This is a genomic window from Sphingomonas sp. CFBP 13714, assembly GCF_014842205.1.
In the GTDB taxonomy this organism is placed as follows: domain Bacteria; phylum Pseudomonadota; class Alphaproteobacteria; order Sphingomonadales; family Sphingomonadaceae; genus Sphingomonas; species Sphingomonas aerolata.
Map to the genome: position 1 here is coordinate 283,243 of NZ_JACYVG010000003.1, position 15,430 is coordinate 298,672.

The window sequence follows — 15,430 nt, forward strand, 5'->3', positions numbered from 1 at the left end:
TGTCGTCGCGCGGGTTTACCCCCGTCCGCTCGGCGCACCCTGGCCGGACGAAAGACGACCGCGACGGGCAGGTCTCCTGGCTCACGGGTCACAGCCCTTCGCGCCGCCTTCTCGGGACCGGGATCCCAATGGCATGATGGCACGATGGCTCGCCGCTTACAGTTGCAGGGGCAGCCGGGGTTCTCCCGTTCCCTTTTCATCCCCGTCGCCGGGGAACCTGTCGCGGTCAGAGGGATAGGCCGGGCGAGCGGCCCGGGTCAATCGCCCTGCGCGCTGTCACGCGTCAGCGGTACCACGACCGGTACGCCCTCGATCGATCCGAACCACGCCCGAACACCATAGGTCTCACGCAGCCGCGCCGGCGTCAGCACTGCCGACGGCGCGCCGTCGGCGACGAGCCGGCCCGCGTCTAGCACGAGGATGCGATCGCAATAGCGTGCGGCGAGCCCCAGATCATGCAGGACGGCGATCACCAGGACACCCCGCGCGGCCTGCGCCCGCAGGATCTCCATGACTGCGATCTGATGCGCGGGATCGAGCGACGCGAGTGGCTCGTCGACGATCAGCGCCGGCGCCTCCACCGCGAGCGCCCTTGCCAGCAGGACGCGGGCCCGCTCGCCCCCCGAAATCTCGGTCGCGACACGCGCCGCAAGCATGGTCACGTCCGCCGCTGCCATCGCACGGGCAATCGCATCACGATCCTGCTGAGAAATGCGCGACAGCGGTGCGAGATGGGGCAAGCGGCCCAGCGCGACGAGACGTTCGACGCTCAGCGGCCAATGAAGACTTTGACCCTGCGGCAGATACGCGACCGTCCGCGCGATCTCACGTCGCGAGCGCTCCGCCAGCGGAACCCCGTCGAGCAGGATATCTCCAGTAGCGGGAACCAGCCCGAGAAGCGCCTGGACCAGCGTCGATTTGCCCGCCCCATTGGGGCCGACGATCCCGATGAGCGCGCCGCCCTCTGCCGAGAAACTGACATCGTCGACCACGACCCGCCCTGCACGGCGGACGCTGAGGCGGTCCGCGGAGAGGGCTACCATAGCCGCCGCTCGCGCATGAGGTGCACGAGGAACACCGGCACGCCGAGAAACGCAGTAACGACCCCCAGCTTGAGTTCGTTCGACGTCGGGATCACGCGTACCAGCACGTCCGCAAAGGTCAGCAATGCAGCACCGCCCAATGCGGAGGGGAGCAGAATCGTCGATGGCGAACGATCGGTCATCGGCCGGACGAGATGCGGAACGATCAGGCCGATGAACCCGATCGCGCCCGATACCGCGACCGCCCCGCCAACCCCGATCGCCACCCCGACCAGCATCCGCATGCGCGTCCGACGCAGATCGACGCCGAGCGCGCGCGCACCGTCTTCGCCGAGCGTCAGCGCGTCGAGCGCATGGCCGTCCCAGGCGACCAGCACCATGCCGAGCGCGATACAGGGCAGCGCCAGCGCGACATGGCTGAACGACCGGTCTTCGAGCGACCCGAGCAACCAGGTCATAATCTCCATCGCTGCAAACGGGTTGGGGGACAGGTTCAGCGCCAGACTGACCCCCGCGACGGCCAGCGTTCCAACCGCAATCCCCGCGAGGATCAGTGACAAGGCGCTTTGCGACCCGGCCGCCAGCACGAACAGCAACCCCAGCGCCGCGAACGCCCCGGCGATCGCCACGATCGGCAGCATCGCCGGATGAAGCTCCGCCAGCCCGAAATACAGCGCGATCACCGCGCCCAGCGATGCGCCGTTCGACGCGCCCAGCACCGATGGCTCGGCCAGCGGATTGCGCAGGAATCCCTGCAGCGCAGCACCCGACAGCCCCAGCATCGCGCCGACCGCGAGCCCTAGGATCGCGCGCGGCAGCCGAAGTTCGAACAGGATCGCGCGTTCGATCGGATCGCCCTGCCCGCTGAGCGCCCGCACGACATGCGCCAGCGGGATCGCCGCGCTACCCACCGCGACCGACGCGGCGCCGGCCAGCACCGCAAGCAGCGCGAGGCCACCGACCAATCGCGCACGCGTCACGCGTCCCATAGTGCCAGATCCCACCGCATCGATTTCCGCCTAGCGCATAAGCGCCCGCTGCGGCAGGGTTTTGCGCATGCGCGGCCGCCGTCTCCTGACCATCCTGATGATCGCTGCCGCCGGCGCACCTGCCGAGGCGGCGGCGCCTCGACCGCCGGCGCGTATCGTTTCGCTCAACCTGTGCGCTGACCAGTATCTTCTGGCGCTGGCCGACCCCGCGCAGATCGTCGCACTGACCCGGTTCGCGCGTGATCCGAACATGTCCGCGGCCGCCAACGCCGCGCGTACCATCCCAGTCAGCCGTGGCAGCGCCGAAGACGTCCTGATGCTCCGCCCCGATCTCGTGATCTCCTCGCCGTTCCGACGCCAGACGGTCGCCGCAGTTCTCGCCGGCCGGAACGTCGCGACGCTCGATCTGCCCCCCGCTGACAGCTATACCGCGATCGTGACGCAAGTCCGGCAGGTCGCCGCAGCCATCGGGCACCCCGATCGCGGCGAAACGCTGATCCGCCGGATGGACACCGCGCTCGCACGATTGCCGCGCGCCCCGGGAGGTGGTCGTACGGCGGCCTATTATCAGCGTCGGGGTTTCCTGACCGGTACCGGCACGCTCGTCGACGAACTGATGCAGCGTCTCGGGCTGGCCAATCTCGCGACCCGGCTCGGCAAGCCGGCACTTTCGCAACTGTCGCTCGAACAAATGGCGCTGGCACGCCCGGACTATCTCGTCGTTGCGAGCGCCACCGACCGCGTGACCGATCAGGGCACCGAAATGCTGCATCATCCGATTCTCGACGGGATTCCCCGTCTGCGCATCCCCGAGGCGTGGACCGTCTGCGGAGGTCCCGCCTATGTGCTGGCCGCGCAAAGCCTCGCGGCGCAGTTGCGCACGCAGCGTCCAGCTAGTCCTCGCCGCGACCGTTAGAACTCAACGCCGGCCTGGGCCTTGACCCCGCCCCGGAACGGATGCTTGACCTGCCCCATCTCGGTGACGAGATCCGCCGCGGCAATCAACGCCTCGGGCGCGTTGCGTCCCGTCGCCACGACATGCGTCATCGCCGGTCGCGCCGCGAACCCCGCAAGCACCTCGTCGAGTGGCAGATAGTCATAGCGCAGGACGATGTTGATCTCGTCGGCGATGACCATCGCATAGCTCGGGTCGAGGATCATTCGGCGGACCTCGTCCCACCCTTCGCGCGCCACCGCGATATCGCGGGCCCGATCCTGCGTATCCCAGGTAAAGCCCTCGCCCATCGGCTTGAATTCGACCAGATCGGGAAAGGCGTCAAAGATGACCTTCTCGCCGGTCGTCATCGCACCCTTGACGAACTGTACGATCCCGACCTTTCGCCCATGCCCCATCATCCGCACCGCCATGCCAAGCGCCGCGGTGGTCTTGCCCTTGCCCGGTCCGGTGTGGACCATCAGCAGGCCCTTCTCGATCGTCTTGGCCGCGACGATCTTGTCCTGGACGACCTTCTTCTTGGCCATCCGCGCCGTGTGCTCCGCCTCGCTCCGCATCAGAATGCTGCCTTCACGCCGACATAGGCGCCGCGCCCCTGGCCAACATAGCTGAACACCTCCTCGTACCGCTCGTCGAACAGGTTTTCGACCCGACCGAAAACCGACAGCCCGGGCGTCAACTTGTACGCCGCGTTCAGGTTGACGAGGACATATTCCTGGAGCGAGACGCGGACCGGGACATAGCTCGGATCGGTATAGGCGTCGTCCTGCTGCCGGCCATTATACCGAACGGTGAGCGTTGCCGAGGCGCGCTGGTCGCGGCTGAACGCAGTCATGTTGACGCTGCCGATATGGTTGGGTCGCCGGATCTCCACGCCCCCGTCCTCGCGCGCCTTCAGATAGGTATAGGCGAGGTCGAAGCGCAGCTGCGGAATTGGCTGGGCTGTAGCAAACACCTCGACGCCATGCTGCGTCGATCGCGTATTGCGGTTGCCGGGCGTCGCGACGAAGTCGGGGGCAGGATAGGTGGTAAAGATCTCGTTCGTCAGCCGACTGTCGAAATAGGTCGCGCCGATCGTCGCACGATCCCCCCCGAAAGCCTGTTCGACCCCGGCTTCCCACCCCTTTGACTTTTCGGGCTTGAGGTTCGGATTGCCGATGTAACGACCGTCGGAATAGCCGAAGAGATCGAAGTAGCCGGGGTTCTTCACGCCGGTACCGTAGGCACCGCGCACCCGCGTTCCGGTCGCAAAACGATAGCTCGCCTGCGCGCGGTAGGTGGTGGTGTCGTCGAACCGGTTATTCTCGTCGCGCCGCACCGATCCGCCGATCGCTAGCGCGTCGTCGATCACGACGTCATACTGTCCGACGATCCCGACATTGTCGGTGTGCCGCCGCCCTGTGAAGACGAACTCCGAAGGGACCGGACTAAGCGTCTGAAATTCCTCACGCTCGACATCGACTGCGGCGGTCAGCCGATGCCGGATGCGATCGGTGCCGAACCGGAAGGCGCTTTCGAACGATCCCTTGTACCGGCGTCCCTTGTTGCCGAAGCTCAAGGCATCGTCGACCAGCGCCCGGCGTGTCGTATCGGCAAACTGGCCGCTGAGCGCATTCGTCCAGCGGCCATCCGCCAGCGCGAGTTCGGCGCGAACCAGCCCGTAATATGCCTCGACCGTGCTGCGCGCGCCTGGCGTATCGACGATCGTGCCGAACTGCGGGCCGCTCAATGCCGTGTCGTTGCTGTCGGCATCGGTATAGCTGTAGCGCCCGACGCCCGTGACCTTCAGCGTGTCGGTCGGCGACCAGCTGAGCTTGCCCGTCGCGCCGACGCTCTTCGCGCCGATGTCGCGCGATCCGCCCCGTGCGGTCGGCGTGCCGTCGGTGAGGTAGGTCGAGCTCGATAGCGCGTAATCGAGATTGCCCGCTACGCCCGCGACCCGGGCGCCTCCCGAAAACGTGCCGAACGATCCCCCTTCGGCCCGTAGTGATACGCCCGGGGCCTCCGCGCCGCTCAGCGTGAGATACTGGATGACGCCGCCGATCGCGTCGGACCCGTACAGCGCCGATTGCTGGCCGCGCAGCACCTCGACCCGTGCCGCCTCGTCGGCAATCAGCGTGCCGAAGTCATATTCGCCCTGATAGGGATCGGACACTTCGATCCCGTCGATCAGCACGAGCACGTGATTGCCCTCCGATCCGCGGATTCGGACCTGCGTCGTCCCCCCGACCGCGCCGGTCCGGCTGACCGCCAGTCCGGGAACGTCGCGCAGCACGTCGGACACGATCCGGGTCTGCCGCTGGTCGAGCGTGGCGGCGTCGAGCACCGTCACCGACGCCCCGAGCTGATCGGCGGGAACCGCGTCCCCCGATCGCGATGCGGTGATCACCAGCTCGGCGCCGCCCCCTGCCGCCTCGCCCGTCGCCGCAGTAACCGGATCAGGCTCGGCCGCGGCCGGCGATGCAAAGGCCGTGGCGGTGGCGAGCGCCACAAGCGAAACGAAAATTCTGGTCATGAAACGATACCCCCGGCGTCACGAGCGACCGGCCGGGGCCTGCCGTCCGATGCTACGGACAGCCGGCGCAACGCTTGGGGTGTACGCCGAACCGCACCCGCCACGCGCACCGATGCGGCCCCCGCCGCATGGTTCGTCGCTCAGACGGAGTACCGTGCCGCAGTCATCCCCTGGACCATGGCAAGAGCGACCGAGCGCCGGCAGGTCTCCTGGCTCGCGGGTCGACGCCCGGTACGCGACCTTCCCGGGCCCTGCGCTTGCGCTCAGGCCTAGTGGTCGTCCCCTCGTGACGAAGGAACATGCGCACCGCACTCACCGCTTACAGTTGCAGGGACAGCCGCGGCATGAGGAGGATCGCCTCCCGCACCGCATTCCCTTTGAAGCCCCGAGGGGCACCGACGCAATCTGCGACCCCGGCCTTCACCGGTCTCGCAGGGCGACGGTAGCGCAGAAATTTCCTGCCGCCAATGGGCCTAGAGCCGCGCGAGGATCGCCCGCGCCTGACGTAAGTGCGGCGCATCGATCATCCGCCCATCAAGCTGCAGCGCGCCCACCTCGGGAGCCGCTGCAAACGCAGCGACGACGGCGTGCGCATGTGCAACGGTCGCCGCATCCGGCGTGAACGCGGCGTTGATCGTGGCGACTTGCGACGGATGAATCGCCATCATGCCGGTAAAGCCGTCACGGCTGCCGCGCGCGGCATAGGCTGCCAGCCCGTCAATGTCCGCGATTGCAGGATAGACCGTCTCGATCGCCGCGACGTCCGCCGCATGCGCGCCGAACAGCAGCAGCGATCGGACGAGCTTATAGGGCTCGGTATAGGACCCGTCGTCCTCCCGACTGGTCGCCGCGCCGATCGCCGCGGGCAGGTCTTCGGCGCCCCAGGTCAGGCCGCATAACCGGCCGTTGACCCGCGCATATTCGCCCAGTGTGAAGATCGCGGCGGGCACTTCGGTCGCGATCGGCAGGATCGGCGGACAGTCATCGCCATAAGCCTCGACCAGCGCGAGGACGGTCGCGGGTCCGGTCGCCTTGGGCAGCATGATCGCATCGGCGCCCCTCGCCGCAGCGATATCGTCGTCCAGCCACCCCGAGTCGACGGGATTGATCCGGACCATCCGCACGACGTCGGTGTGGTCCTGCAACGCGGCCCGGACCGCCTCGCGGGCAACAGCCTTGCGGGAGAGCGAGACCGAATCCTCCAGATCGAGGATGATGGCATCGGCCCCGCTCGCTGCGGCCTTCGCAAAACGCTCGGGCCGGTCTGCGGGCACGAATAGCAGCGAGCGCAACCTCATGCCGACGTCCGCAGCAGCAGCGCCGAGCGAAGGCACTGACAGACGATCTCGTCACGCTGGTTGATCAGCTGGTGCATGAATGTGACGATCCCGGCGTTCGGGCGCGACCGGCTGGGCTTGAGCTCGGCGACCTCGGTCTCGGCGCGCATCGTGTCGCCGATAAAGACGGGTTTTGGATGCACGAGCTTGTCGTAACCGAGATTGGCGACGAGCGTCCCGAGCGTCGTGTCCCCCACCGACAGGCCGACCATCAGCGCGAAGGTGAAGGTGCCGTTGACGAGGATCTGGCCGAATTCGCTCGCCTTCGCCGCCTCCGCATCGAGGTGCAGCGGCTGCGGATTGTGCGTCATCGTCGAAAACAGGAGGTTGTCCGTCTCCGTGACAGTGCGGCGGATCTCATGGACGATCCGGTCGCCGATCGCCCATTGGTCGAAATAGCGGCCGGCCATCAATCATCCTTCTCGATACGTGCGAGCACCATGCCATCGCTCACCTGCCCGCCGTCGATCGCGGTCAGTTCGGCAACCGTCCCGTCGAATGGCGCGACGAGCGAATGCTCCATCTTCATCGCCTCAAGCGTCACGAGCTTCTGCCCCTTTGCGACACGGTCCCCGATAGCCACGTCGACCGCGATGATGCGTCCCGGCATTGGTGACAAGATCGCGCCATCCGCTGCCGCCCCCAGCGCCGCGCCAGACGCACGCCAGGGCCGCAACTGCCAGGTCTGCCCGGCATCGGAAACGAGGGTGGCATCGACCGGTGCATCGACGCCGCGACCGTCGAGATCGATCGTCACCGCGTCGTCGTCGAGCAGGAACCGCGCGGCCTTCAAAGGGGCCGCGTTGAGACGAAAACCCGCCATCGGCTCGGCGCGTACGACCGTGCGCGCGGCGTCGATCAGTGCTTCCTCGCTGGGCTGCGCCGGGGGCATCAGCGCCGCCCCCTCGCGCGCAATCAGCCCGGTATCTAGCGTTGCGGCGACGAAATCCGGGTGATCGAGTGCCTGAACGAGAAACCCCGCATTCGACCGGACCGGCCAGACGACCGCCTTGTCCAGCGCCTCCGCCAACGTCTCGCGCGCGGCTTCACGCGTGTCGCCCCAGGCAATCACCTTGGCGATCATCGGGTCGTAATAGGGCGAAATGTCCGCCCCCTGTTCGACACCCGTATCGACCCGCGTCGCATCACCCAGATCGAACGCCTCGAGCCGCCCGATCGACGGCAGGAACCCCTTGGCGGGATCCTCCGCATAGAGCCGCGCCTCGATCGCCCAGCCGCGGATAGCAAGATCATGCTGCTGCAGCGGCAACGCCTCGCCGCTGGCAATCCGCAGCTGCCACTCGACAAGGTCCTGTCCCGTGATTTCCTCGGTGACGGGATGCTCGACCTGCAACCGGGTGTTCATTTCCATGAACCAGATCCGATCGGCGCGCACGCCTTCGCTCGCATCGGCGATGAACTCGATCGTACCCGCGCCGACATAGTTCACGGCCTGTGCCGCGCGCACCGCCGCCGCGCAGATCGCCGCGCGCGTCGCATCATCCATGCCGGGGGCCGGGGCCTCCTCGATCACCTTCTGATGCCGGCGCTGCAACGAACAGTCGCGTTCGAACAAATGGACGACGTTGCCTTGCCGATCGCCGAACACCTGCACCTCGATATGCCGCGGCGAGAGGATATATTTCTCGATCAGCACGTCGGTATTGCCGAACGACGCAGAGGCTTCGCGCTGGCACGACGCGAGCGCGTCGGCAAAGTCGGCGGACGCATCGACGCGGCGCATACCCTTGCCGCCGCCGCCCGCAACGGCCTTGATCAGGACGGGGTAGCCGATGGCATCCGCCTCGCGCTGGAGCCGATCAGGCGACTGGTCTTCCCCCAGATAGCCCGGTGTCACCGGGACGCCGGCCGCCATCATCCGCTGCTTTGCGGTATCCTTCAGCCCCATCGCGCGGATGCTGTCGGGATCGGGGCCAACCCACAGGATCCCTGCGTCGAGCACCGCCTGCGCGAAGTCCGCATTCTCGGACAGGAACCCGTACCCCGGATGGATGGCCTCAGCGCCGGTTGCGCGCGCGGCGGCGATGATCCGTTCTCCGACCAGATAGCTCTCGCGCGCCGGGCTCGCACCGATATGCACCGCCTCGTCCGCGTGCCGGACATGCAGCGCGCCCGCATCGGCATCGGAATAGACCGCGATCGTGCGGATTCCCAACGCCCGAGCTGTGCGTATGATTCGGCAGGCGATCTCGCCGCGATTGGCGATGAGCAGTGATTCGATCATTGCGCGGGGCATCCGGTGGTCCGCTTGGACCAAGTGATGTTGAGGATCTTCCACCGGCCCGCTTCGCGCACCATGTCGAAATGGTCGATCCCGCAATGCGCGATCCGGCCGTCGATGGTGAAGACATAGGGCGACCATACCATCGCGATATCGCCATCGATATCCACGGCGGGATCCGTCAGGCGTTCCGCATATCGCTCCGGTCCGGGCTTCAGACCGGAGGCGAAGTCGGACCAGGCGGTCCGGCGGATGATGCGCGTGCCGTCGGCCTTTTCTTCCACGGCCGTAGCACCCCCATCGGGGCGCACCTGGGCGAGCAGTGCCTGGCCATCGCGGGCGGCCAACGCGGCGAACATCGCGTCGATCGGCACCATGACGCCGGCCTCCTCAGTCACCACGGCTGGCGGCAGGCCGGTGCCCTTGACGATCGGCTGGACCGGCGTGACCTGACCCGCGGCTAGCAGAAACGATAGCAGGATCATCGGCTTACATCCTGAACACACCGAACGCGGGGCGTTCGGCGATGGGAGCGTTGAGCGTCGCGGCGAGCGCGAGGCCGAGCACGTCGCGGGTCTGCGCGGGATCGATGATCCCGTCGTCCCACAGCCGCGCCGTCGCGTACCAGGGATTCCCCTCGTCCTCATATTTCTGACGAACCGGCGCCTTGAACGCTTCGGCCTCCTCCGCCGTCCAGTCGTCCGCGTCGCGGTGAACGGTGGCGAGGACAGAGGCCGCCTGTTCGCCGCCCATCACGCTGATCCGGCTGTTCGGCCAGCTGAACAGGAAACGTGGCGAATAGGCGCGTCCGCACATGCCGTAATTGCCGGCGCCGAAACTGCCGCCGATCAGCACCGTGATCTTCGGCACGGTCGCGGTCGCGACTGCCGTCACGAGCTTTGCACCATGTTTGGCAATGCCTTCCGCCTCATACTTCCCGCCGACCATGAAACCCGAGATGTTCTGGAGGAACAGCAGCGGTACCTTGCGCTGGCAGGCGAGCTCGATGAAATGCGCCCCCTTCTGAGCGCTTTCGCTGAACAGGACGCCGTTGTTGGCAAGGATCGCGACGGGGATCCCGTGGATATGCGCGAACCCGCACACCAGCGACGTACCATAAAGCGCCTTGAACGCATGGAATTCGCTGCCATCGACCAGCCGTGCGATCACTTCGTGCACGTCATACGGTGCCCGGACGTCGGACGGCACGACACCGTAAAGCCCCTCGGCGTCGTATTTCGGAGGGCGCGCCGGTTGCTGGTTCACCGTGACAGGGACCTGTGGCGGCAAGGTCGAGACGATGTCGCGAACGATCGTCAGCGCGTGGTCGTCCGACTCCGCGACATGATCGACGACGCCAGACCTGCGCCCATGCGTATCCGCACCGCCGAGGTCCTCCGCAGAAATTACCTCGCCCGTCGCCGCCTTGACCAGCGGCGGCCCAGCAAGGAAGATCGTGCCCTGCCCGCGGACGATGATCGTCTCGTCGGACATGGCCGGGACATAGGCGCCGCCCGCGGTGCAGCTTCCCATCACGCAGGCAATCTGCGGAATCCCCAGCGCCGACATCTGCGCCTGGTTGTAGAAAATCCGGCCGAAATGCTCGCGATCGGGAAACACCTCCGCCTGATGGGGCAGGTTCGCCCCGCCACTATCTACGAGATAGATGCACGGCAGGCGATTTTCCTGTGCGATTTCCTGCGCTCGCAGGTGTTTCTTGACAGTCAGCGGGAAATAGGTCCCCCCCTTCACCGTCGCATCATTGCACAGGATCATGCACTGGCGCCCGGCCACGCGGCCGATCCCCGCAATTACCCCTGCGCCGGGCACCGCGTCGTCATACAGGCCATTGGCGACGAGCTGGCCGATCTCGAGAAACGGCGAACCCGGATCGAGCAAGCGCTCGACCCGGTCGCGAGGAAGCAGCTTGCCACGTGCAACGTGCCGGTCGCGCGACCGGGCGTCCCCGCCGAGCGCGACGCGCGCAACGTCGTCGCGCAGGCGCTGGGCGAGTGCACGGTTGTGCGCTGCATTCGCCTGGAACGTCTCGGCGTCGACCGACAGCTTCGTATCGAGGACGGGACCGCTCACCGCTCACCCCGCCCCGATGTAAGCCGCGCGCTCATTGCATCACCTTGGGCGCGGCACCGATCAGTTCGCGTCCGATCAGCATCCGGCGGATCTCGTTCGTTCCCGCGCCGATGTCGAGCAGCTTGGCGTCGCGCATGAAGCGCTCGACCGGCCAGTCCTTGGTATACCCCGCGCCACCCAGGGCCTGGATCGATTCCAGCGAGACCTTCACCGCGCTCTCGCTCGCCAGCAGGATCGCGCCCGCCGCGTCGAACCGCGTCGTCTTGCCCGCATCGCACGACCGCGCGACGGCATAGACATAGGCGCGCGCGGAACTCAACGCGACATACATGTCGGCGACCTTGGCCTGGATCAGCTGGAATTGCCCGATCGCGGTCCCGAACTGCCTGCGTTCACGGACATAGGGGATGACCACGTCGAGACAGGCCTGCATGATGCCGAGCTGAATGCCCGCGAGCACCGCGCGCTCATAGTCGAGGCCCGACATCAGCACGCCGACGCCGCCATTCTCCGGTCCCATCACCGCGTCGAACGGCACGTGGCAATCGGTGAAGACGAGCTCGGCAGTCGGGGAGCCCCGCATGCCCATCTTGTCGATCTTCTGCCCGATCGCGAAACCCGGCATGCCCTTCTCGATCAGGAAGGCGGTGATCCCCTTCGATCCCTCGCCCGTCTTCGCATAGACGACGAGCGTATCCGCATAGGCCGCGTTGGTGATCCAGAACTTGGTGCCGTTCAGGACATAGCCGCTCTCGGTCTTCACCGCCTTCAGCTTCATCGACACGACGTCGGAACCCGCCCCGGCCTCGGACATCGCGAGGCTTCCGACATGCTCGCCCGACACCAGCTTGGGCAGATATTTCGCCTTTTGCTCGGCATTGCCCCAGCGGCGGATCTGATTGACGCACAGATTGGAATGCGCGCCATAGCTCAAGCCGATCGACGCCGATGCGCGCGATACTTCCTCGACCGCGACAACATGCTCGAGATAGCCGAGCCCGAGCCCGCCATACTCTTCCTCGACGGTGATGCCGTGCAGCCCCAGCTCGCCCATCGCCGGCCAGAGCTCGCGGGGAAACCAATCCTCCGCATCGATCTTAGCCGCCAACGGAGCGATCTTCTCCTTCGCAAAACGCTGCGTCGTCTCGCGGATCATGTCCGCGGCTTCGCCCAGCGCGAAGTCGAAATCTGGCGTCACGAAACTCTCCTTATCATTCTATCCCCGTGGCTTGCCGGGCTATTCTCATTATCGTTCGCGCGTGGCGCTCAGCGGGGGTCAGGGACCGCGGCTGTCGCACCAAGCGTCGTGATCACGCCGTCTACGACCGTGATCGGCCAGACCGCAAGCGCTTGCCCCATGCAGGGACCGCCGACGCAGCGGCCATCGTCGATCCTGAACAGTGCGGAATGCCACCCACAGACGATCAGGTCGCCATTCGGGCTCAGATAGTCGTCGAGGGTGCGCGCCAGTGGCAGTCCAGCGTGCGGGCAGCGGTCGACATAGCCGACGACCCCGTCACCGCGCCGAACCGCAAAACCGTGGAACCGCCCCGCGCGCATCTGCACGACATAGCCTCGCGACTGGCCGGGTGCGATCGCCTCGATCGACCCGAGCGCGATACCGGCCGGCGTGGCGAACAGCCGCGCCGATGACGGCGCATCGCTCACGACACTGTCGTCGCCCCGCTGGCCCTGCATGTCCGTCACGATGTCGTCACGCGTCGACCGTGATCACCCCACGCCGGATCTGGTCTAGTTCGATCGATTCGTACAGCGCCTGGAAGTTGCCGTTGCCGAACCCCTCATTGCCCTTGCGCTGGATGACCTCGAAAAAGATCGGCCCGAACAGCGGCTCGGTGAAGATCTGAAGCAGCAGCCCCTCCTCACCGACATTGCCGTCGAGCAGGATCCGGTTACGCCGCAGCCGCTCGAGATCTTCGCCATGGTTCGGCACACGCTTGTCGACCAGTTCGTAATAGGTCTCGATCGTGTCCTGCAACCGGACGCCGCGAGCCCGCAGTTTCTCGACGGTCGTGTAGATATCGTCGGTGGTCAGCGCGAGATGCTGGATGCCTTCGCCGTTGTAATCTCGGATGAACTCCTCGATCTGGCTGTGATCGTCCTGGCTCTCGTTCAGCGGAATCCGGATCGCGCGATCGGGCGCGATCATCGCCTGGCTGAACAGGCCCGTCGCCTTGCCCTTGATGTCGAAATATTTCTGCTCTTCGAACCCGAAAATCTGGCCGTAAAAATTTGACCAGGTCCGCATCTGGCCGCGCTTTACGTTGTGCGTGAGATGGTCGAGCAGATCGAGACCGACCGAATTCTCCGCCTCGGCCTCCGCCGCACCCGGGATCTGATCCCAGGCATCGTACAGGCTGCCAGCGCCGCCATGACGGTCGACAAGATAGAGCAACGATCCGCCGATCCCCTCCAGCGCGTAGCTCTCGTCGCCCAGCGCGCCGCGCGACGCATCGGCCGCCTTCGCGCCGCGTGCCAGCGCAGCGTCGAAGGCCGCCTTGGCGTCCGCAACACGGAACGCCATGCCGTTCGCCGAAGGACCATGGTCAGCGCGGAACGTCGCGGCCTGCCCCGTCGGCTCGGCGTTTAGCAAGAGGTTGATGCGACCCTGTTTGTACCGGGTCACTGCCTTGGTCGGATGCCGGGACGCGGGCACGAAACCCAATTGCTCGAACTGTTTGCCCATCGCCGCCGGATCGGGCGATGTGAACTCGCAGAACTCGAAACCATCCAACCCCATCGGGTTGACGTCCATATGCTCCATGATGCGACAGCCTCTCACAGCTTTATAGTATCGTTGGATACCAACTGCGCGTTTGCGCAGATCGTGTCAACTGATACTATCCCGTGCCATGACCGCTTCATCCGACCGCCCACTGCTGCTCGACGACTTCATCCCATTCCGGCTGTCGTTCACGTCGAACCTCGTCAGCGACACGATCGCGCGCAGCTATGAATCGCTGTTCGGTCTCTCGATCCCCGAATGGCGGCTGGTCGCCGTCATCGCCGAAACCGGCGGCATCACCCAGGCGGAAATCGGTCATCGTACGCGCATGGACAAGGTTACGGTAAGCCGCGCGGCCATCGCGCTGGTCGAGCGCGGCCTTCTCGAACGGCGCGCCAATGCCAGCGACCGTCGCTCGCACCTGTTGATGCTCAGCGATGCCGGGCGCACGCTTTACGCTGCGGTCGCACCCAAGGCACGCGATCTGGAGGCGCGGATCTTTGCACCGTTCGACCCGGCCGAAGTCGCCGCGTTCACGGCGATGCTCCGTCGGATCGACGCGGTGACCAGCGCGCTCGATCAGCCGGCCCAGGGCGGTGACGGTGTCCACAACGTCCGCAAATAGTCGAGCAGCGCGACAACCGACGACGGCACTGCACCGCGCGGGTGCAGCGCGAAGATCCCGACATCCGCGCTCCCCTCGATTGCCGGCAGGACGCGAACGAGCCGCCCCGCCGCCAGATCGCTGCTGACGTCCCACAGCGACCGCAGCGCGATCCCCATGCCCGACAGCGCGAGTTCTCTCACGACCTCGCTCGAATTCGTGCGCACGTGGCTCGCGGCATCGATCGTGAAATCGCCGTCAGACCCCGTCAGCCGCCACGGCATCTGCCCGCGCGCCGCGAGCAGCCGATGGTCACCCAGCGCCGCCGCGCTGCCGGGAATGCCCGCCGTTTCGAGATAAGCGGGTGCGGCGCACAGGACCCGGCGGCTGTCGCCCAGCCGGTGCGCGTCAAAACCCGGCTCTACCGTCGGCGCGATCCGGATCGCAAGGTCGATCCCCTCGCCGAGCAGGTCCGAAAAACCGTCGGACAGATTCAGTTCGAACGCGATGTCAGGGTGCGCGTCAAGAAAGGGCTTGAGCCGGGGTGCGATGTGCAAGCGCCCGAACGACGTCGGTGCGCTGACGCGGAGCGGACCGCTCGGCCCGGCGGCCCGGTCGCCGACCCGCCCCTCGGCCTCCCGGATCGCGGCAAGGATCGCGACCATGTCCGCGTGATACCGTTCCCCTCGCGCCGTCGGCTCGAGCCGCCGTGTCGTACGATTGAGCAGGCGCACCCCGAGCCGCGTCTCGAGCCGGACGATCCGTTTCGATACCATCGCCGGAGAGACGCCGCGCAAGCGGGCAGCTCCGCTCAGGCTTCCGGCCGCGACAACGTCGACGAACAAGGCGGCATCCGGATCCATTCATTCCCCCAGTGATCGACAGCTTCAACACTTGATCGTCTACCG

15 protein-coding genes and 2 riboswitches are annotated in these 15,430 nt (G+C 66.3%); of the genes, 2 read left to right on the forward strand and 13 right to left on the reverse strand.

What is annotated here, in order from left to right; all coding sequences use genetic code 11:
- Positions 1–49: 49 nt before the first annotated feature.
- A riboswitch (cobalamin riboswitch) is annotated at positions 50–236 on the reverse strand.
- Positions 237–257: 21 nt separating this feature from the next.
- Entirely contained in the window at positions 258–1,043 is a 786-nt protein-coding gene (locus tag IFT54_RS09140; RefSeq protein WP_107045877.1) for an ABC transporter ATP-binding protein, read from the reverse strand.
- Positions 1,037–2,032 (reverse strand): FecCD family ABC transporter permease, encoded by a 996-nt coding sequence (locus tag IFT54_RS09145; protein ID WP_192070388.1) that lies wholly within the window; start codon positions 2,030–2,032, stop codon positions 1,037–1,039. Before IFT54_RS09145 ends, IFT54_RS09140 begins: the two co-directional genes overlap by 7 nt.
- 67 nt (positions 2,033–2,099) lie before the next feature.
- On the opposite strand from IFT54_RS09145, the gene IFT54_RS09150 reads away from it, so the two are divergent.
- Positions 2,100–2,948 carry an ABC transporter substrate-binding protein gene (locus IFT54_RS09150; RefSeq protein ID WP_446740665.1) on the forward strand — a complete coding sequence of 283 codons (849 nt, stop codon included), beginning with the start codon at positions 2,100–2,102 and terminating at the stop codon, positions 2,946–2,948.
- Here IFT54_RS09150 and cobO read toward each other — a convergent pair.
- The 10 genes from cobO to hppD form a co-directional block, all read right to left on the reverse strand.
- Positions 2,945–3,544, reverse strand: coding sequence for a cob(I)yrinic acid a,c-diamide adenosyltransferase (gene cobO / locus IFT54_RS09155; protein ID WP_197977715.1), 600 nt, complete (start codon positions 3,542–3,544; stop codon positions 2,945–2,947). The genes IFT54_RS09150 and cobO overlap by 4 nt on opposite strands.
- Positions 3,544–5,502 carry a TonB-dependent receptor plug domain-containing protein gene (locus IFT54_RS09160; protein ID WP_192070389.1) on the reverse strand — a complete coding sequence of 653 codons (1,959 nt, stop codon included), beginning with the start codon at positions 5,500–5,502 and terminating at the stop codon, positions 3,544–3,546. The genes cobO and IFT54_RS09160 overlap by 1 nt, the downstream gene beginning before the upstream one ends.
- Before the next feature lie 182 nt (positions 5,503–5,684).
- Positions 5,685–5,917: riboswitch (cobalamin riboswitch) on the reverse strand.
- Positions 5,918–5,975: 58 nt separating this feature from the next.
- Positions 5,976–6,800, reverse strand: a complete 825-nt coding sequence (locus IFT54_RS09165; protein WP_192070390.1) for an HpcH/HpaI aldolase/citrate lyase family protein — start codon at positions 6,798–6,800, stop codon at positions 5,976–5,978.
- Entirely contained in the window at positions 6,797–7,249 is a 453-nt protein-coding gene (locus IFT54_RS09170; RefSeq protein WP_192070391.1) for a MaoC family dehydratase, read from the reverse strand. Before IFT54_RS09170 ends, IFT54_RS09165 begins: the two co-directional genes overlap by 4 nt.
- Positions 7,249–9,084, reverse strand: a complete 1,836-nt coding sequence (locus IFT54_RS09175) for an acetyl/propionyl/methylcrotonyl-CoA carboxylase subunit alpha (RefSeq protein ID WP_192070392.1) — start codon at positions 9,082–9,084, stop codon at positions 7,249–7,251. The genes IFT54_RS09170 and IFT54_RS09175 overlap by 1 nt, the downstream gene beginning before the upstream one ends.
- A complete protein-coding gene (locus IFT54_RS09180) occupies positions 9,081–9,566 on the reverse strand; it encodes a hypothetical protein (protein WP_192070393.1) in 486 nt (161 codons plus the stop codon). Before IFT54_RS09180 ends, IFT54_RS09175 begins: the two co-directional genes overlap by 4 nt.
- A 4-nt stretch (positions 9,567–9,570) precedes the next feature.
- Positions 9,571–11,172, reverse strand: a complete 1,602-nt coding sequence (locus IFT54_RS09185; protein ID WP_192070394.1) for a carboxyl transferase domain-containing protein — start codon at positions 11,170–11,172, stop codon at positions 9,571–9,573.
- 31 nt (positions 11,173–11,203) lie between these two features.
- A complete protein-coding gene (locus IFT54_RS09190; RefSeq protein WP_342354796.1) occupies positions 11,204–12,370 on the reverse strand; it encodes an isovaleryl-CoA dehydrogenase in 1,167 nt (388 codons plus the stop codon).
- A 68-nt stretch (positions 12,371–12,438) separates the two neighbouring features.
- Positions 12,439–12,870: a Rieske (2Fe-2S) protein gene (locus tag IFT54_RS09195; RefSeq protein ID WP_197984641.1), complete on the reverse strand. Its 432-nt coding sequence runs from the start codon at positions 12,868–12,870 to the stop codon at positions 12,439–12,441.
- 16 nt (positions 12,871–12,886) lie between these two features.
- Complete coding sequence (hppD, locus tag IFT54_RS09200; protein ID WP_192070395.1) at positions 12,887–13,957, reverse strand: 4-hydroxyphenylpyruvate dioxygenase; 1,071 nt, start codon at positions 13,955–13,957, stop codon at positions 12,887–12,889.
- An 88-nt stretch (positions 13,958–14,045) separates the two neighbouring features.
- On the opposite strand from hppD, the gene IFT54_RS09205 reads away from it, so the two are divergent.
- Positions 14,046–14,543, forward strand: a complete 498-nt coding sequence (locus IFT54_RS09205; protein WP_192070396.1) for a MarR family winged helix-turn-helix transcriptional regulator — start codon at positions 14,046–14,048, stop codon at positions 14,541–14,543.
- On the opposite strand, the gene IFT54_RS09210 is transcribed toward IFT54_RS09205, so the two are convergent.
- Positions 14,498–15,385, reverse strand: a complete 888-nt coding sequence (locus IFT54_RS09210; RefSeq protein ID WP_192070397.1) for a LysR family transcriptional regulator — start codon at positions 15,383–15,385, stop codon at positions 14,498–14,500. The genes IFT54_RS09205 and IFT54_RS09210 overlap by 46 nt on opposite strands.
- Positions 15,386–15,430: the final 45 nt, after the last annotated feature.